Origin of the sequence: Microcella frigidaquae, from assembly GCF_014200395.1 — a bacterium.
Lineage (GTDB): Bacteria > Actinomycetota > Actinomycetes > Actinomycetales > Microbacteriaceae > Microcella > Microcella frigidaquae.
Genome location: NZ_JACHBS010000001.1, coordinates 480789 through 503887, shown reverse-complemented (window position 1 = coordinate 503887; position 23099 = coordinate 480789). Strand labels below are relative to the sequence as shown.

Here is a 23099-nt window from a genome sequence, read left to right as displayed (position 1 = left end):
CCGCGCGAGGTCTGCGGGTGGTGCTGGCATGTTTGCCAGGGTGCGTTCTCCCGCTCTCCGACGGAATCATCACTGATCCGAACGGATCACGACAGAGGAGAATCGCATCAGCGAACCGAGAACGAACGACCGCATCCGCGTCCCCGAGGTCCGACTCGTGGGGCCCGCTGGAGAGCAGGTCGGAGTCGTCAAGATCGAGGTTGCCCTGCGCCTGGCGCAGGAGGCCGACCTCGATCTGGTCGAGGTCGCCCCGAACTCGAAGCCGCCCGTGGTCAAGATCATGGACTACGGCAAGTTCAAGTACGAGGCGGCGCAGAAGGCCAAGGAAGCCCGCCGCAACCAGGCGAACACCATCCTCAAGGAGGTGCGCTTCCGCCTGAAGATCGACAAGCACGACTACGAGACCAAGCGCAAGCGCGCCGAGGGCTTCCTCAAGGAGGGCGACAAGGTCAAGGCCATGATCCTGTTCCGCGGGCGCGAGCAGTCGCGCCCTGAGCAGGGCGTGCGCCTGCTGCAGCGCTTCGCCGAGGATGTCGCCGAGTTCGGCACCGTCGAGTCGACCCCGACGATCGATGGCCGCAACATGGTCATGATCATCGGCCCGCTGCGCAACAAGGCGGATGCGAAGGCCGAGCAGATGGCCCAGCGCGCCGCGTCGAAGGCGGCCCGCAAGGAGGCCGAGGCCGCCGAGAAGGCGCCGGCCGCGGAGAAGCCGGCAGCGGAGAAGCCGGCAGCGGAGAAGCCCGCCGCGGAGAAGCCTGCCGCTGAGAAGCCCGCGGCCGACGATGCCGCTGCTCCTGCTGCGGAGAAGCCCGCTGCTGAGAAGCCCGCCGCGGCGAAGCCCGCCGCGCGGAAGCCCGCCGCGCCGAAGGCCGCGGCACCGAAGACCGAGACGCCCGCAGACGCCTAGCGTCTCGCACCCCGACCACGAGAAACGAGGAAGCAATGCCCAAGCAGAAGACGCACTCCGGTGCCAAGAAGCGCTTCAAGCTGACCGGCTCCGGCAAGGTCATGAAGCAGGGCGCAGGCATGCGCCACAACCTGGAGAAGAAGTCGAGCGAGACCACCCGCCGCCTGAACCGCGAGGTCGTCCTCGCCCCGCAGGACGCGAAGGTCATCAAGAAGCTCATCGGCAAGAAGTAACGCCCGAGACACGATCTGAAGGACTGAAGAAATGGCAAGAGTCAAGCGGGCTGTCAACGCCCAGAAGAAGCGTCGGGTCATCCTCGAGCGCGCCGAGGGCTACCGCGGCCAGCGGTCGCGCCTCTACCGCAAGGCTAAGGAGCAGGTCACCCACTCGCTCGTCTACGCGTACCGCGACCGCCGCGCCAAGAAGGGCGAGTTCCGTCGCCTGTGGATCCAGCGCATCAACGCCGCGGCCCGCGCCAACGGCATGACCTACAACCGCCTCATCCAGGGCCTCGGCCTCGCGGGTGTCGAGGTCGACCGCCGCATGCTGGCCGAGCTGGCCGTCAACGAGCCCGCGGCCTTCACCGCGCTCGTGAAGGTCGCCAAGGAGGCCCTCCCGGCCGACACCTCGGCGCCGAAGACCGCCGCCTAGCACCGCCCGCGGCATCGGTCCGCATCCCGCGAACGCGGCGCGCCCCTGACCGGGGCGCGCCGCGTTCGCGCGTTCACCCGGGGTTCATCCTCGCCTCGCTACCATGGCCGCGTGATCGACAACCCGCGCTCGCCCCGCGTGCGCGCCGCGGCGAAGCTCGCCAAGAAGAACCAGCGGGCCGAGACCGGCCTCTTCCTCGTGGAAGGGCCGCAGGCGGTCGCCGAGGCTCTGCAGCACTGCCCCGACCGGGTGGTCGAGGTCTTCTGCACGGCAGCCGCACTCGACCGGCACCCGTCGCTGCTGCGCGACGCCGACGCTGCGGGCGTGCGGGTCGAGCGGGTGACGGATGCGGTGCTCGAGGTGATCGCCGACACGGTCACCCCGCAGGGCGTTGTCGCGGTCTGCCGCCAGCGCACGGTCGAGCTCGACGACCTCGTGGCCGCGCGGCCCCGGTTGGTGGCGGTGCTCGAGGAGGTGCGGGATCCGGGCAACGCGGGAACGATCATCCGCGTGGCCGATGCCGCCGGTGCGGATGCGGTGATTCTCACGGGCACGAGCGTCGACGTCTTCAACCCGAAGGTGGTGCGGGCCACCACGGGGTCGCTGTTCCACCTGCCCGTCGTCACCGGGGTCGGCCTCGAGCCGACGCTGCGCGGCCTGCGTGCCGCGGGGCTGCGCGTGCTCGCCGCTGACATCTCGGGCGACGATCTGCTCGCCGTGCGCTCGGAAGGGCTGCTCGACGGCCCGACCGCCTGGCTGTTCGGTAACGAGGCCCGCGGGCTCGACCCCGAGCAGCTGGCGCTCGCCGACCGTGCGGTGATCGTACCCATCTACGGTGCGGCCGAGTCGCTGAACCTGGCGACCGCGGCCGCCGTGTGCCTGTACGAGAGCGCGTTCGCCCTGCGGGCGAGCGGTGCGGTCGCGCCGCACTAAACTCGACTCTCGTGCCGCCCAGCCCCGAGAACTCCCCGAACGCCGTGATCTCCGAGCAGGCCGTCGCCGCTGCCGTCGAGGCGGCGCTGGCCGCGATCGCCGCCGCCGGCGACACCGCGCAGCTCAAGGCCGCGAAGTCGGCGCACGCCGGGGAGGCCTCACCGCTCGCGGCGCTCAACGCCACGCTGCGCGACGTGCCGGCGGATCAGAAGGCGGCGCTCGGTGCTCTCGTCGGCCGGGCGCGTGCGCAGGTCGGGCAGGCGCTGGCCGCCCGCGAGGCCGAGCTCGCCGAAGCCGAGGAGACCGCGCGGCTCGCCGCCGAGGCGATCGACGTCACGGCGATCCCGGCCCGCGCCCTGCCGGGCGCCCGCCACCCGCTCAGCACGCTCATGGAGCAGATGAGCGACATCTTCATCGCCATGGGCTGGGAGGTCGCGGAGGGGCCCGAGCTCGAGAACGAGTGGTTCAACTTCGACGCCCTCAACATGGACGCCGACCACCCCGCCCGCGGCACGCAGGACACCTTCTTCGTCGAGCCGGAGGAGCGGCACCTGCTGCTGCGCACCCAGACCAGCCCCGTGCAGGTGCGCTCGCTGCTCGACCGCGGCGTGCCGCTCTACGTGGTGTCGCCCGGTCGGGTGTTCCGCAAGGACGAGCTCGACGCGACGCACACGCCGGTCTTCCACCAGCTCGAGGGCATCGCGATCGACAAGGGTCTGACGATGGCGCACCTGCGCGGCACGCTCGAGCACCTCGCTCGCGCGGTCATCGGCGAGGGCGCGCGCATCCGCCTGCGCCCCAACTACTTCCCGTTCACCGAGCCCAGCGCCGAGCTCGACGTGTGGCACCCGACCTTCAAGGAGGGCGCGCGCTGGATCGAGTGGGGCGGCTGCGGCATGGTCAACCCCAACGTTCTCCGCGCCGCCGGCATCGACCCCGAGGTCTACCAGGGCTTCGCCTTCGGCATGGGTATCGAGCGCACGCTGATGTTCCGCAACGGGGTGCAGGACATGCGCGACATGGTCGAGGGCGATGTGCGCTTCTCGCAGCAGTTCGGAATGGTGGTCTGATGCGCATCCCGCTCTCGTGGCTCCGCGAGTACGTGCCCGTTCCGACGACGGGTGAGGCCCGTGCCGACGCCGATGCGCTCCACGCCGCCCTCGTGAAGGTCGGGCTCGAGGAGGAGGACGTCCACGGCGCCGCCCTGACCGGCCCGATCGTCGTCGGCCAGGTGCTCGAGTTCGTCGAAGAACCGCAGGCCAACGGCAAGACGATCCGCTGGTGCCAGGTGCAGACCGCGCCCGGCGAGGTGCGCGGCATCGTCTGCGGCGCGCGCAACTTCCACGTGGGCGACAAGGTCGTCGTCACGCTGCCCGGCGCCGTGCTGCCTGGGCCGTTCCCCATCGCGGCGCGCACGACCTACGGCCACGTCTCCGATGGCATGATCGCGAGCGCGCGCGAGCTCGGCCTCGGCGACGACCACGACGGCATCCTGCGCCTGACCACTCTCGGTCTCGACCCGGAGGTCGGCACCGACGCGATCGCCCTGCTCGGTCTCGACGACATCGCCGTCGAGGTGAACGTGACCCCCGACCGCGGGTACGCCCTGTCGATCCGCGGCATCGCTCGCGAGTACTCGCACTCGACCGGCGCGGTGTTCCGCGACCCCGCCGCCCTGCCGACGACCCCGGCCGAGGGCTTCCGCGTCGTCGTCGACGACCGTGCGCCGATCCGCGGCCGTCGGGGCTGCGACGCCTTCGTCACGCGGGTCGTGCGCGGCATCGATCCGTCGCGTCCGACGCCGCCGTGGATGTCCTCCCGCCTGCAGCTCGCGGGCATCCGCTCGATCTCGCTCGTCGTCGACATCACCAACTACGTGATGCTCGAGCTCGGCCAGCCGATCCACGCCTACGACCTGGCCGCGCTGCAGGGCGGCATCACGGTGCGCCGCGCCGCGCCGGGGGAGACCCTCGAGACCCTCGACGGCCAGACCCGCACCCTCTACCCGGAGGACCTGCTCATCACCGACGAGTCGGGCCCCATCGGGCTCGCCGGCGTCATGGGCGGCGCCAGCACCGAGATCTCCGACAGCACGGTCGACGTACTCATCGAGGCCGCCCACTTCGAGGCCGTCACGATCGCGCGCACCTCGCGCCGCCACAAGCTGCCCAGCGAAGCCTCGCGCCGCTTCGCCCGCGGTGTCGACCCGCTCGTCGCCGAGCCGGCGGCCCAGCGCGTCGTCGACCTGCTGGTCGAGCTCGCCGGCGGCACCGTCGACACCCTCGGCTCGCGGTGGATCGACGCGATGCTGCCGACCGCCATCCACCTGCCCGAGGGCGCGGTGGATCGCCTCATCGGCGTCGACTTCTCGCTCGACGAGATCACTGACACCCTCACCGCGATCGGCTGCCGCCTCGAGGTGCAGACGGACGGCTGGCAGGTCACCCCGCCGAGCTGGCGCCCCGACCTCGTCGACGCCCCGTCGCTCGCCGAGGAAGTCGCCCGCATCGTCGGCTACGACCGCATCCCCGCCGTGCTGCCCGTCGCCCCGCCCGGGCGCGGCCTCACCCGCGAGCAGCGCGTCCGCCGCGCCGTCGCCGATGCGCTCGCCGCGAGCGGCTTCACCGAGGTGCTCGCGTACCCGTTCTCGTCGCGCGACGAAATCGCGCTGACCGACGGTGACGCCCCGAGTGTCGCGCTCGCGAACCCCTTCGACAGCGACCAGGCGCAGCTGCGCCGCAGCCTGCTGCCCGGCCTGACGCGCATCGCGCACCGCAACATCGCGCGCGGCCTCACCGACCTCGCCGTGTTCGAGATCGGCCACGTCTTCCAGCCCGAGACCGGTCGCGCCTACGGCGTGGATGCGGTGCCGGGCATCCAGGCGCGCCCCGAGGCGCCCGTGCTCGACGCGCTCGAGCACAGCATCCCGGCCCAGCCCTGGTACCTGGCCGCGCTGCTCGTCGGCGACCGCCGCCCGCGCGGAATCGGCCAGGCGGCCGAGCCAGGCGGTGTGGCCGACGCGCTCGCTGCGGCGCACCTCGTGGCGAACGTCGCCGGGGCCGCGCTGCGCGTCGCGCAGGGCTCGCACCCTGCGCTGCACCCGGGCCGCACCGCCGCCCTGTTCGTCGGAGACCTGCCGGTCGGCGTCGCGGGCGAGCTGCTGCCCGCGGTGGCCCTCGAGCGCGACCTGCCGCGCCGCGTCGGCATGCTCGAGCTCGACCTCGACGCGCTCATGGCCGCCGGCTCGAGCGCCGTCGAGGCGGGCGTGATCGCCGGATTCCCCGCCGCCACGCAGGACCTCTCGCTGGTCGTCGCCGAGTCGGTTCCGGCCGGGGCGGTGCGGGACGCGGTGGTCGAGGGCGCCGGAGAGCTGCTGGAATCGGCGACCCTGGTCGACGACTACCGCGGCACCGGGCTCGAGCCGGGGACGAAGTCGCTCACCCTCGCCCTGCGGTTCCGCGCGAGCGACCGCACACTGACGGCCGCCGAGGCAACCGAGGCGAAGCTCGCGGGCCTCGCGGTCGCCGCCGACCGGTTCGGCGCGACGCTGCGAGCCTAGAGACGCTTCGCGCGCGCGGGCCGCGCCTAGCGGCGTCCGCCGCCGAGCAGCCCGCCGAGGGCGCCGGCGATGAGGTCCTGGCCCTCCTTGCTGCCGATGAGGCCGCCGAGCAGGTCTCCGAGCGGGTTGCCGCTCGAGGTCTCCTTCTTCGCGGGGGTCTTCTCGGGCTCGGCCGCGCCGCCGCCGAGGAACTGGTTGGCGACCCAGGCCAGCACGATGGGGGCGATGATCGGCAGCACCTGCTCGACGATCGGCCCGATGTCGAAGCCCTCGGCCTTCGTCGCCGCCTTCGTGGCGGCGGCCCGGGCGACATCGTTCTTCTTCGCGCCGAAGACGTTGGCGACGATCTTCTCGCCGTCGGACTCGTCGATGTCGGCCAGCTTCTTCGGCGCCTTGCCCTTGTGGTGGCCGAGCGCCTTCTGCAGCGAGGCCGCACCGTCGTCGTCCTTCGCGTTGGCCGCCATGCCGCCGACGATGGCGGGTACCGCGACCTCGACGGCGGCTTCGGCCACACTCCGGTCGACACCGAGCTTCTCGGCGATGTCGCCGATCGGGATCATGTCGATGAGGCCGCTGAGGTCGGTCATGGGGGCTCCTTGCGTCGTCGGGTGCGGGCGCGCGCCCGTGTCGATGGCCATCGTATTGTCATGGAAGAGTTAAGGGCATGACTCTCTCGGTCGCGATCGCCGGCGCCAGCGGATACGCGGGCGGCGAGGTGCTGCGCCTGATGGCGGCGCACCCCGAGCTCGAGGTGCGCACGGTCACCGCGCACAGCAACGCGGGCCAGCCCCTCATCGATGTGCACCCGCACCTGCGCTCGTATGCCGATCTCGAGCTGCGCGAGACGACCGCCGAGACCCTGGCCGGGCACGACATCGTCGTGCTCGCGCTCCCGCACGGCGCGTCCGGTGCGATCGCCGCCGAGCTTCCGGATGACGTGCTCGTGCTCGACTGCGGCGCCGATCACCGGCTCACGAGCGAGGCCGCGTGGCAGCGGTTCTACGGCGGCGAGTACCACGGCGCCTGGGCCTACGGTCTGCCCGAGCTGATCCACGTCGACGGCACGCGTCAGCGCGAGAAGCTCGTCGGGGCGCGGCGCGTGGCGGTACCCGGGTGCAACGTCACCGCGGTGTCGCTCGGGCTCGTGCCGGGCATCCGCGCCGGGGTCATCGAGGCCCACGATACGACGGCCGCGCTCGCCGTCGGTCCGAGCGGCGCCGGACGCACCCTGCGCACCGACCTTCTCGCCAGCGAGCTGCTGGGCTCCGCCGCGCCGTACGCGGTGGGCGGGGTGCACCGGCACATCCCCGAGATCCTGCAGAACGTCGCCCTCGCCGGTGCCGCCGACGCGAGCATCTCGTTCACGCCCGTGCTCGTGCCGATGGCCCGGGGCATCCTCGCCACCGTCACCGCGCGCCTCGCCCCGGGTGTCGACGAGGCGGGCCTCCGCGCCGCCTGGGTCGACGCCTACGCCGACGAGCCTTTCGTGCACGTGCTGCCCGCCGGACGGTTCCCGACCACTGCCTCGGCGGTCGGCGCCAACACCGCCCTTATCGGGCTCGCCCTCGATGCCGACGCGCAGCGCGCCGTGATCGTGGTCGCCCTCGACAACCTCGTGAAGGGCACGGCGGGTGCCGCCGTGCAGTCCCTCAACCTCGCGCTCGGCCTGCCCGAGACGCTCGGCCTGCCCGTGAACGGAGTCGCCCCGTGACCGTCACCGCCCCGAAGGGCTTTCGCGCCGCCGGCGTCGCCGCCGGGCTCAAGCGCTCCGGCGCCCTCGACCTCGCGCTCGTCGTCAACGACGGGCCGTCGTCGGCCGCCGCCGCCGTGTTCACGAGCAACCGAGCGAAGGCGAACCCGATCCTGTGGTCGCAGCAGGTCATCGCCGATGGCGCGGTCAGCGCCATCGTGCTCAACTCGGGCGGCGCGAACTGCTTCACCGGCGCGCAGGGCTTCCAGACCACGCACGCGACCGCGGAGGGCGTCGCCGAGGCCCTCCAGATCAGCGCGGGCGATGTCCTCGTCTGCTCGACCGGCCTCATCGGCGAGCAACTCGATCGCGACGCGCTCCTGAGCGGCGTTGCGGCCGCGGCGGCCGGTCTCGGCCCGCACGGCGACGCAGCGGCCCGCGCCATCATGACCACCGACTCGGTGTCGAAGACGGTCGTCGTCGAGGGCCCGGGCTACACGATCGGCGGCATGGCGAAGGGCGCCGGGATGCTTGCGCCCGGTCTGGCCACCATGCTCGTCGTGCTCACCACCGACGCCGACCTGCCCGCCGCCGAGCTCGACCGGGCGCTCCGCGCCGCCACGCGCGTCAGCTTCGACCGGCTCGACTCCGACGGCTGCATGTCGACCAACGACCAGGTGACGCTCATGGCGAGCGGAGCATCCGGCGTCACGCCCGAGACGGACGCGTTCACCCTGCTGCTGGTCGACGCTTGCATGAGCCTGGCCCTGCAGCTGCAGGCCGACGCCGAGGGGGCGAGCCACGACATCCAGATCCACGTGCGCGGCGCTGCAAGCGAGGACGACGCGGTCGAGGTCGGCCGCTCGATCGCCCGCAACAACCTGTTCAAGGCCGCCGTGTTCGGCAACGATCCCAACTGGGGCCGCGTGCTCGCCGCGATCGGCACCACCAGCGCGGCGTTCGATCCCTACGCCGTCGACGTCAGCATGAACGGTGTGCGCGTCTGCCACGCGGGGGCCCCCGACCGCCCGCGCGACGACGTCGACCTGAGCCCGCGCACGGTGATCCTCGAGCTCGAGCTGCACGCGGGCGATCACGCCGCGATGATCCTCACCAACGACCTCACGCACGACTACGTGCACGAGAACAGCGCCTACGCGAGCTGAGAGACCCCCTGATGAGCGAGCTGAGAGACCCCGCATCCGTCACCGACGACCACGCCCAGGCGGCCGTCAAGGCGGCGACCCTCATCGAGTCGCTGCCGTGGCTGCGCCGGTTCCGCGACCGCATCGTCGTCATCAAGTTCGGCGGCAACGCGATGGTCAGCGATGAGCTGCAGCGCGCCTTCGCGGAGGACATGGTGTACCTGCGCACGGTCGGACTGCGGCCGGTGATCGTGCACGGCGGCGGGCCGCAGATCTCGGCAATGCTCGACCGGCTCGGCATCGCCAGCGAATTCCGCGGCGGCTACCGGGTCACGAGCCCCGAGGCGATGGACGTCGTGCGCATGGTGCTCACCGGCCAGATCAGCCGCGCGCTCGTCAGCGCCATCAACGCGCACGGCCCTCTCGCCGCCGCCGTATCCGGTGAGGATGCGGGGCTCTTCCAGGGCCGCCGGCGCGGTGTCGTCGTCGACGGCGCAGAGGTCGACCTGGGCCTGGTCGGCGACGTCGTCGGGGTCGACCCGGCCGCCGTGCTCGCGCAGCTCGACGCCGGGCGCATCCCGGTTGTCTCCTCGATCGCCCCCGACGCCGACACCCCCGGCCAGAGCCTGAACGTCAACGCCGACTCGGCCGCCGCGGCGCTCGCCGTGGTGCTGAAGGCCGAGAAGCTGGTGATCCTGACCGATGTCGCGGGGCTCTACCGCGACTGGCCCGACACCTCCTCGCTGGTGTCGAGCATCGATGCGGCCGAGCTGCGTGCCCTGCTGCCGCGGCTCGAGTCGGGCATGATCCCGAAGATGACGGCCTGCCTCGAGGCGGTCGAGGGCGGCGTTGGCAAGGCCGCGATCATCGACGGTCGCGTTCCGCACTCGATCCTGCTCGAGATCTTCACGCAGGAGGGCATCGGCACGGAGGTCGTGCCGTGAGCGGCGGCGGTCCCGTGATCACCGGTGCCGAGACGGATGCCCTCCGCGAGCGCTTCGCCCGCGTCGCCATGCGCTCGGCCCCGAGCCCGCTGGCCGTGCTCGCCCACGGTCGCGGCGCGCGGGTGTGGGACGTCGACGGCACCGAGTACCTCGATTTCCTCGCCGGCATCGCCGTCAACGCGCTGGGGCACGCGCACCCGGTGCTCGTCGAGGCGCTCAGCGCCCAGGCGCAGCGGCTCGTGCACGTCAGCAACTACTTCACGACCCCGCAGGCCGTCGCCTTCGCCGAGCGCCTGGTGCGCCTCACCGGCATGGGGGAGACCGCGCGGGTGTACCCGGCCAACTCGGGTGCCGAGGCGATCGAGGCCGCACTGAAGCTCGCGCGCCGCACCGGCCGGCCGCGCATCCTGGCCTTCGAGCAGGGCTTCCACGGCCGCACCATGGGGGCGCTCGCCCTCACCGGCAAGCCCGCGCTGCGGGCTCCGTTCGAGCCGATGGTGCCCGGAGTCCAGCACCTGCCGACCGACCTCGACGCGCTCGCCGCCGCGCTCGGCGACGATGTCGCCGCCGTGCTGCTCGAGCCGATCAAGGGCGAGGCTGGCGTCGTGCCCCTGCCGCCTGGTTTCCTCGCCGAGGCCCGCCGGCTCACCCGCGCGCACGGGGCGCTGCTCATCGTCGACGAGATCCAGACCGGCGCCGGGCGCACCGGCGACTGGTTCGCCTTCCAGCACGAGCTCTCCGACCCCGACGACCTGCCCGACGCCGTCGTCGTCGCGAAGGGAATCGGCGGGGGAGTCCCCGTCGGCGCGCTCGTCACCCGCGGCGCCGCCAGCGACCTCTTCACGCTCGGCCAGCACGGCTCGACCTTCGGCGGCAATCCCCTCGCGACGGGGGTCGCCGACGCCGTGCTCGCCGAGATCGAGCGGGCGGGGCTCGCGGATGCCGCGCGCACGCTCGGCGAGAGACTGCGGTCGGGCATCCTGGCCCTCGATGCGCCGCTCGTGACGGAGGTGCGCGGACGCGGACTGCTGCTCGGGGTCGGCCTCGCCGCCCCGGTCGCCCCCGCCGTGGTGTCGGCGGCGCTCGAACGCGGACTCATCATCAACGCCGCCAACGACGACAGCATCCGCCTGGCGCCGCCGCTGATCATCGACGACGACGACGTCGACCGCTTCCTGACGATCTTCGCCGACGCCCTCGCAGCCGTCGGGCTGCCTGCTGGCTCGCCCGCGAGTCTGCCCGCTGACCTGCCCGCCCACTTCCAGGAGGACGCCTCATGAGCTCCGCCCCCGCCGCACCGAGCGCCGTCCGCCACTTCCTGCGCGACGACGACCTGACGCCCGCCGAGCAGGCCGAGATCCTCGACCTCGCCGTCGCGGTGAAGTCCGACCGCTGGGCACGGAAGCCGCTGGCCGGCCCGCAGACGGTGGCCGTGATCTTCGACAAGTCGTCGACCCGCACCCGGGTGAGCTTCGCCGTCGGCATCGCCGACCTGGGCGGCTCGCCGTTGATCATCTCGACCGCGAGCAGCCAGCTCGGCGGCAAGGAGACCCCGAGCGACACGGCGCGCGTGCTCGAGCGCATGGTGAGCGCGATCGTGTGGCGCACCTACGCGCAGGCCGGGCTCGAGGAGATGGCGGCCGGCACCACCGTGCCCGTCGTCAACGCTCTGAGCGACGACTTCCACCCCTGCCAGTTGCTGGCCGACCTGCTCACGATCCGTGAGCACCGCGGCCGCCTCGCGGGGCTCACGGTCGCCTTCCTCGGCGACGGGGCCAGCAACATGGCGCACTCGTACCTGCTCGCGGGAGCGACCGCGGGCATGCACGTGCGCGTCGCCGCCCCCGCCGCGTTCATCCCGCGCGCCGACGTGGTGGCCGACGCCGAGCGCCGTGCCACCGAGACCGGCGGCTCGATCATCGTGACCACCGACCCGGTCGCGGCGGTCGCCGGGGCCGACGTCGTCGTCACCGACACCTGGGTCTCGATGGGCAAGGAGGACGAGAAGGCGCACCGCGTCGCGACCTTCGGCGGCTTCCAGGTCGATACGGCGATGATGGCGCATGCCGCCCCCGACGCCCTGTTCCTGCACTGCCTGCCCGCGGACCGCGGCTACGAGGTGGCCCCCGAGGTCATCGACGGTCCGCAGTCCGTGATCTGGGACGAGGCCGAGAACCGCCTCCACGCTCAGAAGGCGCTTCTCGTCTGGCTGCTCGAGAAGGCCGGGGCGGGCCGGTGAGCGGGGCGACGAACGAGGGAGCCCTGTGGGGAGGCCGCTTCAGCGACGGCCCCTCTCCCGCGCTGCAGCGACTCAGCCGCTCGACCCACTTCGACTGGCAGCTCGGCGGCTACGACATCCAGGGCTCCCGTGCGCACGCGCAGGCGCTCGCCGCGGCGGGCTACCTCACCGCCGACGAGCTCGCGGCGATGCTCGCCGGGCTCGACCGCCTGCACGCCCGCTGGGCCGATGGAACCCTGGCACCCCGCGACGATGACGAAGACGTGCACGGCGCCCTCGAGGCCGCCCTCGTCGCCGACCTCGGGCCGGAGCTCGGCGGGCGCCTGCGCGCCGGTCGTAGCCGCAACGACCAGATCGCGACGCTCATCCGGCTGTACCTGCGCGACCACGCTGCCGTGATCGCCACGGAGGTGCGCGCGCTCATCGGGGCGCTCGCCGAGCAGGCGGACGCGCATCCCGATGCTGTCATGCCCGGCCGCACGCACCTGCAGCACGCGCAGCCGGTGCTGCTGGCCCACCACCTGCTCGCGCACTGCTGGCCGCTCGTGCGCGACCTCGAGCGCCTGCGCGACTGGCGCGCTCGTGCCGACCGCTCGCCCTACGGCGCGGGGGCGCTCGCGGGGTCGAGCCTCGGTCTCGACCCGGCCCTCGTGGCCTCCGAGCTCGGATTCGCGGGCCCGACCGAGAACTCGATCGACGCCACGAGCGCGCGCGACCTGGTCGCCGAGTTCGCCTACATCGCGGCCCAGGTGGGCGTCGACCTCTCGCGCCTGGCCGAAGAGGTCATCCTCTGGAGCACCCGCGAGTTCGCCTTCGTCACCCTGCACGACTCGTGGTCGACGGGTTCGTCGATCATGCCGCAGAAGAAGAACCCCGACATCGCTGAGCTCGCGCGCGGCAAGGCCGGCCGTCTGATCGGCGACCTCGCGGGCCTGCTCGCCACGCTCAAGGGCCTGCCCTTGGCGTACAACCGCGACCTGCAGGAGGACAAGGAGCCGGTCTTCGACGCGGTCGAGACGCTCGAGGTGCTGCTCCCGGCGGTCACGGGCATGGTCGCGACACTGCGCTTCGACACCGAGCGGATGGCCGCGCTTGCCCCGGAGGGCTTCTCGCTCGCCACCGACGTCGCCGACTGGCTCGTGCGCCAGCGGGTGCCGTTCCGCGAGGCGCACGAGATCGCGGGCGCCCTCGTCGCGCATTGCGAGCGGAACAGCCTGCAGCTGCACGAGCCGAGCGACGCCGACTACGCCGCGATCGATCCGCGCCTGACCGGGGATGTCCGCTCGGTGCTGACCGTCACCGGCTCGATTGCGTCCCGCTCCGGCGCGGGCGGCACGGCGCCGGCCGCGGTCGCCGCGCAGCGCGCCCACCTCGCCGAGCGCCTCGCCGCGCTCGCCTGAGGTGCACGAATGAAGGACGGGCGGCACCCGCGCTCGGCGTGTCGAGCTCGACGCGCCGGGGCCGTAGAGCCCGCATCCTTCATTCGTGCGCGGCCGGAGGGCGGGGGAGCGCCCGGAGCCCGCTGATACGCTGGCGCGGTGAATCCCGCCCCCGCCGTCTCGCTCGCGCCCCTGCAGAACGACCCGTCCTTCGGGTCCCTCTGGGACGAGCTGAAGTGGCGCGGGCTCGTGCACGTGTCGACCGACCCGGTCGCACTGAAGGTCGCCCTCGACGGCGACCCGATCACCTACTACTGCGGCTTCGACCCGACAGCCCCCAGCCTGCACCTCGGCAACCTGGTGCAGCTGCTGCTCATGCGCCGCCTGCAACTGGGCGGCCATCGCCCGCTCGCCCTGGTCGGCGGCTCGACGGGCCTCATCGGTGACCCGCGCCCGACCGCGGAGCGTCAACTGAACGACCGCCAGACCGTCGCCGAGTGGGTCGGTCGACTGCAGGGTCAGGTCATCCGGTTCCTGTCGCCCGAGGGCGACAACGCCGTCCGTTTGGTCAACAACCTCGACTGGACGGCCGGTCTGAGCGCGATCGACTTCCTGCGCGAGATCGGCAAGCACTTCCGCGTCGGCACGATGATCAAGAAAGACGCGGTCGCCTCGCGGCTGAACTCCGACGCCGGCATCTCGTACACCGAGTTCAGCTACCAGATCCTGCAGGGTTACGACTTCCTCGAGCTGCACCGGCAGTACGGCTGCGTGCTGCAGACCGGGGGCAGCGACCAGTGGGGCAACCTGACGAGCGGAACCGATCTCATCCACAAGGTGGAGGGCCGCAGCGTCCACGCCATCGGCACGCCGCTGATCACGAACAGCGACGGCACGAAGTTCGGCAAGAGCGAGGGCAATGCGATCTGGCTCGACGCCGAGATGTGCAGCCCGTACGCGATGTACCAGTTCTGGCTCAACACCGACGATGCCGATGTGGTCGACCGGCTGAAGGTCTTCACCTTCCTGAGTCGTGCCGAGATCGAGCAGTACGCGCAGCTCGTCGCAGACGAGCCCTTCCGCCGGGCCGCACAGAAGCGGCTGGCGCTCGAGGTGACGGGCCTCGTGCACGGGGCGGACGCCGTCGGGTCCGCGATCGCGGCCTCCGAGGCCCTGTTCGGCCAGGGCGATCTCTTGGCACTGGATGCGGGCACTCTCGCCGCGGCCATCGCCGAGCTGCCGCGTGCCGAGGTCGCGGAGTCCGACACCGTCGTGTCGGCCCTCGTGGCCACCGGGCTCTGCTCGAGCGCGAGCGATGCCCGGCGCGCGATCGCCCAGGGCGGCGTCGCCCTCAACAACGTGCGAGTCGAGAGCGACGACGCGACCTTCGCCGGTGCCGCACTCGCGGGCGGGGCGGCGGTGCTCCGCCGCGGCAAGAAGACCCTCGCCGGGGTGATCCTGCACTGAGCGGGAGGGCCCTGAATTCCCCGGATTTCCGCGCGACACGCCCGGGATTCGCCCAAATTTGCCCCGCACCCGAACGAACCGTAATGTTCTAACTCGTCACCCCAAAGGTGCGGCCAGCGAGAGAGCGGGCCGGCCTCAAGCGGGACACCACAGTCCTCCAAGACAGAGCAGCCACTTGCTGGTGCGCTCATCGCCAAGTAGGATTGCGAATCCGTCCAGATGCTTCGACCATACGGTCAGAGCAACGGCTCGATCTGCACGATCAGGCCCGGGTCACCGGAACCGCCGATTTGCTTCGGATCGCCGGGACGGATACGGTAGGGAAGTTGCCCAGTTGCGACAGCCGAGAGGCTGAAGGTCTGGAGCGTCCGATCCTTGAGAACTCAACAGCGTGCACTAAGTCAATGCCAAACAACCTCGACGACTGACTTCGGTCAGTTGGAAGAGATTCCTTTGGATTGAAACGAATGTCAGTAGATATTCGAACTTCAGTCAGAACAAACTCGCCGGGCTGCTTGCAGCCGGCACAGTGATTGCCGGTCTCTTCGGAGATCGTGCGCACAACCTTTACGGAGAGTTTGATCCTGGCTCAGGACGAACGCTGGCGGCGTGCTTAACACATGCAAGTCGAACGATGAAGCCGGAGCTTGCTCTGGTGGATTAGTGGCGAACGGGTGAGTAACACGTGAGTAACCTGCCCTTGACTCTGGGATAAGCGTTGGAAACGACGTCTAATACCGGATACGAGCTGGGACCGCATGGTCACCAGCTGGAAAGAACTTCGGTCAAGGATGGACTCGCGGCCTATCAGCTAGTTGGTGAGGTAACGGCTCACCAAGGCGACGACGGGTAGCCGGCCTGAGAGGGTGACCGGCCACACTGGGACTGAGACACGGCCCAGACTCCTACGGGAGGCAGCAGTGGGGAATATTGCACAATGGGCGCAAGCCTGATGCAGCAACGCCGCGTGAGGGACGACGGCCTTCGGGTTGTAAACCTCTTTTAGCAGGGAAGAAGCGAAAGTGACGGTACCTGCAGAAAAAGCACCGGCTAACTACGTGCCAGCAGCCGCGGTAATACGTAGGGTGCAAGCGTTGTCCGGAATTATTGGGCGTAAAGAGCTCGTAGGCGGTTTGTCGCGTCTGCTGTGAAAACCCGAGGCTCAACCTCGGGCCTGCAGTGGGTACGGGCAGACTAGAGTGCGGTAGGGGAGATTGGAATTCCTGGTGTAGCGGTGGAATGCGCAGATATCAGGAGGAACACCGATGGCGAAGGCAGATCTCTGGGCCGTAACTGACGCTGAGGAGCGAAAGCGTGGGGAGCGAACAGGATTAGATACCCTGGTAGTCCACGCCGTAAACGTTGGGAACTAGATGTAGGGACCATTCCACGGTTTCTGTGTCGCAGCTAACGCATTAAGTTCCCCGCCTGGGGAGTACGGTCGCAAGACTAAAACTCAAAGGAATTGACGGGGGCCCGCACAAGCGGCGGAGCATGCGGATTAATTCGATGCAACGCGAAGAACCTTACCAAGGCTTGACATATACGAGAACGGGCTAGAAATAGTCAACTCTTTGGACACTCGTAAACAGGTGGTGCATGGTTGTCGTCAGCTCGTGTCGTGAGATGTTGGGTTAAGTCCCGCAACGAGCGCAACCCTCGTCCTATGTTGCCAGCACGTCATGGTGGGAACTCATGGGAGACTGCCGGGGTCAACTCGGAGGAAGGTGGGGATGACGTCAAATCATCATGCCCCTTATGTCTTGGGCTTCACGCATGCTACAATGGCCGGTACAAAGGGCTGCAATACCGCAAGGTGGAGCGAATCCCAAAAAGCCGGTCTCAGTTCGGATTGGGGTCTGCAACTCGACCCCATGAAGTTGGAGTCGCTAGTAATCGTGAATCAGCAACGTCACGGTGAATACGTTCCCGGGCCTTGTACACACCGCCCGTCAAGTCATGAAAGTCGGTAACACCCGAAGCCAGTGGCCCAACCGCAAGGAGGGAGCTGTCGAAGGTGGGATCGGTGATTAGGACTAAGTCGTAACAAGGTAGCCGTACCGGAAGGTGCGGCTGGATCACCTCCTTTCTAAGGAGCATCTGATGCGTCACTCCGGTGGCTGCATCCAGAACCCAGATCGGAAGCGAATGTCTTCCGCTGGGAGCTCATGGGTGGAACATTGACTTGGGTGCTCGGCGATGGCCGGCAGCGCAGTACGCATCTTCGGATGCTGGAACCGCGGTCGATCGGAGTTGGGCACATGCACGCTGTTGGGTCCTGAGGGACCGGACCTCGAGCCGTATGGCTCGGGACACGTACCCTCGGACTTCTGGGCACCGGCCGACATGGCGCGGGGCAGGGAGTGCCGACCGTATGTTGAGAACTACACAGTGGACGCGAGCATCTTAGAACTGAGGCCTTCGGGTCTCGGATCTACGATCAACGTCTCGAAAGAGACATAGATCATTGGTCTGCCGCTGGCGCCTTCGGGTGTTGGCAGCCGATCGATTCAACTCATGTAGTCAAGTTTCTAAGAGCAAACGGTGGATGCCTTGGCATCTGGAGCCGAAGAAGGACGTAGCAATCTGCGATAAGCCTCGGGGAGCTGATAAGCGAGCTTTGAGCCGAGGATTTCCGAATGGGGAAACCCCGCTGGGCGTACTTGTGCGACCTAGTGACTCCCGCCTGAATATATAGGGCGGGTAGAGGGAACGTGGGGAAGTGAAACATCTCAGTACCCACAGGAAGAGAAAACAACCGTGATTCCGTTAGTAGTGGCGAGCGAACGCGGAAAAGGCTAAACCGAGCATGTGTGATAGCCGGCAGGCGTTGCATGTTCGGGGTTGCGGGACTCTCCTGGTGATCTGCCGATCACCAAGGGTTACAGCGCGATATAGACGAATGGTCTTGAAAGGCCAGCCACAGAGGGTGCCAGCCCCGTAGTCGAAATGTCGTAATGGCCCGGAGAGGATCCCAAGTAGCACGGGGCCCGAGAAATCCCGTGTGAATCTGTCAGGACCACCTGATAAGCCTAAATACTCCCAGATGACCGATAGCGGACAAGTACCGTGAGGGAAAGGTGAAAAGTACCCCGGGAGGGGAGTGAAATAGTACCTGAAACCGTTTGCTTACAAACCGTCGGAGCAGCCCTAGCAGCTGTGACGGCGTGCCTTTTGAAGAATGAGCCTGCGAGTTAGCGATATGTGGCGAGGTTAACCCGAGAGGGGTAGCCGTAGCGAAAGCGAGTCTGAATAGGGCGATTCAGTCGCATGTCCTAGACCCGAAGCGAAGTGATCTATCCATGGCCAGGCTGAAGCGACGGTAAGACGTCGTGGAGGGCCGAACCCACTTAGGTTGAAAACTGAGGGGATGAGCTGTGGATAGGGGTGAAAGGCCAATCAAACTTCGTGATAGCTGGTTCTCTCCGAAATGCATTTAGGTGCAGCGTTGCGTGTTTCTTGCCGGAGGTAGAGCTACTGGATGGCCGATGGGCCCTACAAGGTTACTGACGTCAGCCAAACTCCGAATGCCGGTAAGTGAGAGCGCAGCAGTGAGACGGTGGGGGATAAGCTTCATCGTCGAGAGGGAAACAACCCAGACTACCGACTAAGGTCCCTAAGCGTGTGCTAAGTGGGAAAGGATGTGGAGTTGCACAGACAACCAGGAGGTTGGCTTAGAAGCAGCCACCCTTGAAAGAGTGCGTAATAGCTCACTGGTCAAGTGATTCCGCGCCGACAATGTAACGGGGCTCAAGCACACCACCGAAGTCGTAGGATTCGCATATTAGGTAGGCCTTCGTGGTCCAGCCGTGCGGATCGGTAGGAGAGCGTCGTGTGGCCAGTGAAGCGGCGGTGTAAACCAGCCGTGGAGGCCACACGAGTGAGAATGCAGGCATGAGTAGCGAAAGACGGGTGAGAAACCCGTCCTCCGAAAGACCAAGGGTTCCAGGGCCAGGTTAATCCGCCCTGGGTAAGTCGGGACCTAAGGCGAGGCCGACAGGCGTAGTCGATGGACAACGGGTTGATATTCCCGTACTGACGAAGAACCGCCCAAGTCAATCCAGTAATGCTAAGAGTCCGAATACCGGTGACCGATCCCTTCGGGGAGGAGCTCCGGGGCTAGCACTCGACCCTATGCTGGTGCGGCTAGCGTATTAACAGGTGTGACGCAGGAAGGTAGCTGGGCCGGGCGATGGTTGTCCCGGTGTAAGGACGTAGGGCGAGAGATAGGCAAATCCGTCTCTCACACAGCCTGAGATCCGATGCGTACCCCTCACGGGGGAAATCAGTGATCCTATGCTGCCAAGAAAAGCATCGACGCGAGGTTCCAGTCACCCGTACCCCAAACCGACTCAGGTGGTCAGGTAGAGAATACCAAGGAGATCGAGAGAATCGTGGTTAAGGAACTCGGCAAAATGCCCCCGTAACTTCGGGAGAAGGGGGGCCGGATGTGTGAAGGGACTTGCTCCCGGAGCATTGAAGGCCGCAGAGACCAGTGGGAAGCGACTGTTTACTAAAAACACAGGTCCGTGCTAAGTCGCAAGACGATGTATACGGACTGACGCCTGCCCGGTGCTGGAAGGTTAAGAGGAGCGGTTAGCGCAAGCGAAGCTGCGAATTTAAGCCCCAGTAAACGGCGGTGGTAACTATAACCATCCTAAGGTAGCGAAATTCCTTGTCGGGTAAGTTCCGACCTGCACGAATGGCGTAACGACTTCCCAGCTGTCTCAACCGCGAACTCGGCGAAATTGCACTACGAGTAAAGATGCTCGTTACGCGCAGAAGGACGGAAAGACCCCGTGACCTTTACTACAGCTTGGTATTGGTGTTCGGTGTGGCTTGTGTAGGATAGGTGGGAGACTGTGAAGCTGGCACGCTAGTGTCGGTGGAGTCGTTGTTGAAATACCACTCTGGTCACTCTGGATATCTAACTTCGGACCGTAATCCGGTTCAGGGACAGTGCCTGGTGGGTAGTTTAACTGGGGCGGTTGCCTCCCAAAAAGTAACGGAGGCGCCCAAAGGTTCCCTCAACCTGGTTGGCAATCAGGTGTCGAGTGTAAGTGCACAAGGGAGCTTGACTGTGAGACTGACAGGTCGAGCAGGGACGAAAGTCGGGACTAGTGATCCGGCAGTGGCTTGTGGAAGCGCTGTCGCTCAACGGATAAAAGGTACCTCGGGGATAACAGGCTGATCTTGCCCAAGAGTCCATATCGACGGCATGGTTTGGCACCTCGATGTCGGCTCGTCGCATCCTGGGGCTGGAGTAGGTCCCAAGGGTTGGGCTGTTCGCCCATTAAAGCGGTACGCGAGCTGGGTTTAGAACGTCGTGAGACAGTTCGGTCCCTATCCTCTGCGCGCGCAGGAAGTTTGAGAGGATCTGACCCTAGTACGAGAGGACCGGGTTGGACGAACCTCTGGTGTGTCAGTTGTTCCGCCAGGAGCACCGCTGATTAGCTACGTTCGGGATGGATAACCGCTGAAAGCATCTAAGCGGGAAGCCGGCCTCAAGATGAGACTTCCACGCCCTCGGGCGAGAGGCTCCCAGCTAGACTACTGGGTTGATAGGCAGGATGTGGAAGAGGGGACTAAAGACCCTTGCAGCTGACCTGTACTAATAAGCCGATAACTTGACAACACCTCCTTCTAGAGAATGAGTTGCTGCTCGCGTCCACTTTGTGGTTCTCGATTTACGGTCGAGAACTGCGCACAGACTCCAGCCTGTTCGATCAGTGCTGAGCTTGTCTGTCCGTAAACGATTGATAAATCAATAGTGTTTCGGCGGCCATAGCGAAGGGGAAACGCCCGGTTACATTCCGAACCCGGAAGCTAAGACCTTCTGCGCCGATGGTACTGCGAGGGCGACCTCGTGGGAGAGTAGGACACCGCCGGACTTCTTTGTGAGATGGCCACCCAGTGATGGGTGGCCATTTCGCGTTAAGGCACCATGTCTATACGCGTCGAGCGGTCGATGCGGAGCACGAGCTCGAGGAGTCACTCATGGCTGAACGTTCTGATCGCCCCCCGCGGGACGATCGTCCGCGCCGTCCCAGCGGTCCACAGGGCGCGGGTGCCACGAAGCCGGGCGCTCCGAAGCGAGATGGTCATACGAAGCGTGACGGTGCGCCGAAGCGTGACGGTGCGCCGAAGCGTGACGGTGCGCCGAAGCGTGACGGTGCGCCGCGTCGTGAGGGAGCCGCTCCTCGTGATGGCGCCCCGTGGCGTGATGCTGAGCCGCAGCGTGATGGTGCGCCGCGGCGCGACGGCGCACCGCAGTGGTCGGGTACTCCGCAGCGCTCCGGCGGGCCCAAGCGCGAGGGCACGGGGTACCGCGGTCCTCGGCCGGCGGGTGCGGGTCGTCCCGAGCGGCCGAACCGACCGGACGGCGACAACGATCGTCCGCGGCACGATGACCCGACGATTCCCGAGACCGTCACGGGCAAGGAGCTCGACCGCATTGCGCGCAACGAGCTGAAGACCCTCGCCAAGGAGAACGCCGACCGCGTCGCGCAGCACCTGGTGATGGCCGGGATGCTCATCGATGAAGATCCCGTTCTTGCGCATCGGCATGCGCAGGCGGCCGCGCGGCGGGCGGGCCGGATCGCTTTGACCCGCGAGACGCTCGCCATCACCGCCTATGCGGTCGGCGACTTCGCGCTCGCACTCCGCGAGCTGCGCACGTATCGACGGATCTCGGGCTCGAACGAGCAACTGCCCCTCATGGTCGACTGCGAGCGCGGCCTCGGCCGTCCCACGAAGGCGCTCGAGCTCGGGCGATCGGTCGACCGCCGAACGCTGAGCGTGCCGACCCGCGTGGAATTGGCGATTGTGATGTCGGGCGCTCGTCTCGACCTCGGCCAGACAGCGGAGGCTCTCACCGAGCTGGAGATCCCGCAGCTCGACGCGTCCACTGCCTACAGCTGGAGCCCGGCCCTGTTCGACGCTTACGCGATCGTGCTGGCCGAGCTCGGGCGCGACGAGGAGGCCGCCGAGTGGGGTCGTCGCGCCGATATTGCCGCCGAGGCGCTGGCGGCCGCGGGTACTGACGAGGGCGACGAGACCATCGAGATCGTCGAGCTCGAGGGCGACGGCGCCGGGGATGTCCCCGGTGCCGAGCACGACTCCTCGACGGAGGCCGGCGATGGCCCGGAGGGCGCCGATGCTCGGTAGGCGCACGACGTCCTCGCCCCTCGAGGGCCGCGATGCAGTGCTTCTCGACCTCGACGGCGTCGTCTACGCCGGGCCCGGAGCGATCCCGCACGCGGTCGAGAGCATCACGCGCGCCGCGCGGCAGCTCCGCGTCGGCTACATCACCAACAATGCCTCTCGCACGGACGAGTCGGTCGCGGCGCACCTGCGCGAGCTCGGGCTCGCGGTGGAGGCCGCCGACGTGGTGACCAGCCCGCAGGCCGCGGTGCGCATCCTGGCCACGCTCGTCGAACCGGGGGCGCTCATTCTCGTGGTCGGCGGTGACGGCCTCGTGAGCGAGGTCGAGGCGGCGGGCTTCCGGGTGACCCGGTCGGCGGAGGACCACCCCGCCGCCGTCATCCAGGGATTCGCCCCGCACGTCGGCTGGGAGCACCTGGCTGAGGCGTCGTACGCCCTGCACACCGGGATTCCGTGGGTGGCGACGAACACCGACTGGACGATCCCGCAGGCCCGCGGCGTCGCGCCCGGCAACGGCACACTCGTCTCGGCCGTGCACCTCGCCGTCGGTCGGCTGCCCGTGTTCGCGGGCAAGCCCGAGACGGCCATTTTCGATGTCGCGAAGGAGCGCTTCGGCGCCGAGAACCCGCTGGTCATCGGCGACCGGCTCGACACCGACATCATGGGCGGCAAGCGCGCGGGCCTCGCCACCGCCCTCGTGCTGACCGGCATCGACCGCGCCAAGCAAGTACTGGCCGCGCCGCCCACCATGCAGCCCGACTACATCCTCGGCGACCTGCGCGAACTGTTCGAGCCGTACCCGGCCGTGCGGAGCGAGGTCGACGCCGACGGCGTGCGCACCGTCGAGGTCGGGCGTGCGGTGGTGCGCATGAAGCAGCACGTGGTGCGCGTCGCGCGCGCCGGTGCCGACCCGCTCGACCTGCTGCGCGCGGGCGCCGCCGCGATCTACGCGTCGGGGCTGCAGATCTACGGCCTCGATGTCGACGAGCAGCTGATGGCCCTGGCGGTATCGTCGTGA

At 68.1% G+C, this 23099-nt stretch carries 17 protein-coding genes and 3 rRNA genes; 18 read left to right on the top strand and 2 right to left on the bottom strand.

Going from position 1 to position 23099, the window contains the following annotated elements:
• The first annotated feature begins 85 nt into the window (after positions 1–85).
• The 6 genes from infC to pheT all read left to right on the top strand — a co-directional run bounded on the left by infC (position 86) and on the right by pheT (position 6053).
• Entirely contained in the window at positions 86–910 is an 825-nt protein-coding gene (gene infC, locus BJ959_RS02420; RefSeq protein WP_343997958.1) for a translation initiation factor IF-3, read from the top strand.
• A gap of 35 nt (positions 911–945) precedes the next feature.
• A complete protein-coding gene (gene rpmI, locus BJ959_RS02415; RefSeq protein WP_047563269.1) occupies positions 946–1143 on the top strand; it encodes a 50S ribosomal protein L35 in 198 nt (65 codons plus the stop codon).
• 31 nt (positions 1144–1174) lie between these two features.
• Positions 1175–1561, top strand: a complete 387-nt coding sequence (gene rplT, locus BJ959_RS02410; protein WP_153982725.1) for a 50S ribosomal protein L20 — start codon at positions 1175–1177, stop codon at positions 1559–1561.
• A 111-nt stretch (positions 1562–1672) separates the two neighbouring features.
• Positions 1673–2494 (top strand): TrmH family RNA methyltransferase, encoded by an 822-nt coding sequence (locus BJ959_RS02405; RefSeq protein ID WP_153982726.1) that lies wholly within the window; start codon positions 1673–1675, stop codon positions 2492–2494.
• A gap of 11 nt (positions 2495–2505) precedes the next feature.
• On the top strand, positions 2506–3564 hold the full coding sequence (pheS, locus tag BJ959_RS02400; protein WP_341800031.1) for a phenylalanine--tRNA ligase subunit alpha: 1059 nt from the start codon (positions 2506–2508) through the stop codon (positions 3562–3564).
• Entirely contained in the window at positions 3564–6053 is a 2490-nt protein-coding gene (pheT, locus tag BJ959_RS02395; RefSeq protein ID WP_153982727.1) for a phenylalanine--tRNA ligase subunit beta, read from the top strand. The genes pheS and pheT overlap by 1 nt, the downstream gene beginning before the upstream one ends.
• 26 nt (positions 6054–6079) lie before the next feature.
• On the opposite strand, the gene BJ959_RS02390 is transcribed toward pheT, so the two are convergent.
• Entirely contained in the window at positions 6080–6640 is a 561-nt protein-coding gene (locus tag BJ959_RS02390) for a DUF937 domain-containing protein (RefSeq protein ID WP_165879041.1), read from the bottom strand.
• A gap of 77 nt (positions 6641–6717) precedes the next feature.
• Between BJ959_RS02390 and argC the strand changes: the two genes are divergently transcribed.
• The 10 genes from argC (at position 6718) to rrf (ending at position 20808) form a co-directional block, all read left to right on the top strand.
• Positions 6718–7764 (top strand): N-acetyl-gamma-glutamyl-phosphate reductase, encoded by a 1047-nt coding sequence (argC, locus tag BJ959_RS02385; RefSeq protein ID WP_153982729.1) that lies wholly within the window; start codon positions 6718–6720, stop codon positions 7762–7764.
• A complete protein-coding gene (argJ, locus tag BJ959_RS02380) occupies positions 7761–8909 on the top strand; it encodes a bifunctional glutamate N-acetyltransferase/amino-acid acetyltransferase ArgJ (RefSeq protein WP_153982730.1) in 1149 nt (382 codons plus the stop codon). Before argC ends, argJ begins: the two co-directional genes overlap by 4 nt.
• Positions 8910–8920: 11 nt before the next feature.
• On the top strand, positions 8921–9832 hold the full coding sequence (gene argB / locus BJ959_RS02375; protein ID WP_153982731.1) for an acetylglutamate kinase: 912 nt from the start codon (positions 8921–8923) through the stop codon (positions 9830–9832).
• Entirely contained in the window at positions 9829–11112 is a 1284-nt protein-coding gene (locus BJ959_RS02370; RefSeq protein WP_341800034.1) for an acetylornithine transaminase, read from the top strand. Before argB ends, BJ959_RS02370 begins: the two co-directional genes overlap by 4 nt.
• Positions 11109–12071: an ornithine carbamoyltransferase gene (argF, locus tag BJ959_RS02365; protein WP_153982732.1), complete on the top strand. Its 963-nt coding sequence runs from the start codon at positions 11109–11111 to the stop codon at positions 12069–12071. Before BJ959_RS02370 ends, argF begins: the two co-directional genes overlap by 4 nt.
• The gene (gene argH / locus BJ959_RS02360; RefSeq protein ID WP_341800035.1) at positions 12068–13471 is read left to right on the top strand and encodes an argininosuccinate lyase; all 1404 of its coding nucleotides are present in this window, start codon (positions 12068–12070) and stop codon (positions 13469–13471) included. The genes argF and argH overlap by 4 nt, the downstream gene beginning before the upstream one ends.
• A 138-nt stretch (positions 13472–13609) precedes the next feature.
• On the top strand, positions 13610–14917 hold the full coding sequence (gene tyrS, locus BJ959_RS02355) for a tyrosine--tRNA ligase (protein ID WP_153982734.1): 1308 nt from the start codon (positions 13610–13612) through the stop codon (positions 14915–14917).
• A 566-nt stretch (positions 14918–15483) separates the two neighbouring features.
• Positions 15484–17006: ribosomal RNA gene (locus BJ959_RS02350) — 16S ribosomal RNA — on the top strand.
• A 432-nt stretch (positions 17007–17438) separates the two neighbouring features.
• Positions 17439–20552: ribosomal RNA gene (locus BJ959_RS02345) — 23S ribosomal RNA — on the top strand.
• 139 nt (positions 20553–20691) lie between these two features.
• Positions 20692–20808: ribosomal RNA gene (gene rrf / locus BJ959_RS02340) — 5S ribosomal RNA — on the top strand.
• Together the 16S, 23S and 5S rRNA genes form the textbook arrangement of a ribosomal RNA operon.
• 100 nt (positions 20809–20908) lie before the next feature.
• On the opposite strand, the gene BJ959_RS02335 is transcribed toward rrf, so the two are convergent.
• The gene (locus BJ959_RS02335; protein WP_183321843.1) at positions 20909–21484 is read right to left on the bottom strand and encodes a hypothetical protein; all 576 of its coding nucleotides are present in this window, start codon (positions 21482–21484) and stop codon (positions 20909–20911) included.
• A 36-nt stretch (positions 21485–21520) separates the two neighbouring features.
• On the opposite strand from BJ959_RS02335, the gene BJ959_RS02330 reads away from it, so the two are divergent.
• Together BJ959_RS02330 and BJ959_RS02325 are read left to right on the top strand one after the other, a co-directional pair.
• On the top strand, positions 21521–22084 hold the full coding sequence (locus BJ959_RS02330; RefSeq protein ID WP_183321841.1) for a hypothetical protein: 564 nt from the start codon (positions 21521–21523) through the stop codon (positions 22082–22084).
• Positions 22074–23099 carry an HAD-IIA family hydrolase gene (locus BJ959_RS02325; RefSeq protein ID WP_153982735.1) on the top strand — a complete coding sequence of 342 codons (1026 nt, stop codon included), beginning with the start codon at positions 22074–22076 and terminating at the stop codon, positions 23097–23099. Before BJ959_RS02330 ends, BJ959_RS02325 begins: the two co-directional genes overlap by 11 nt.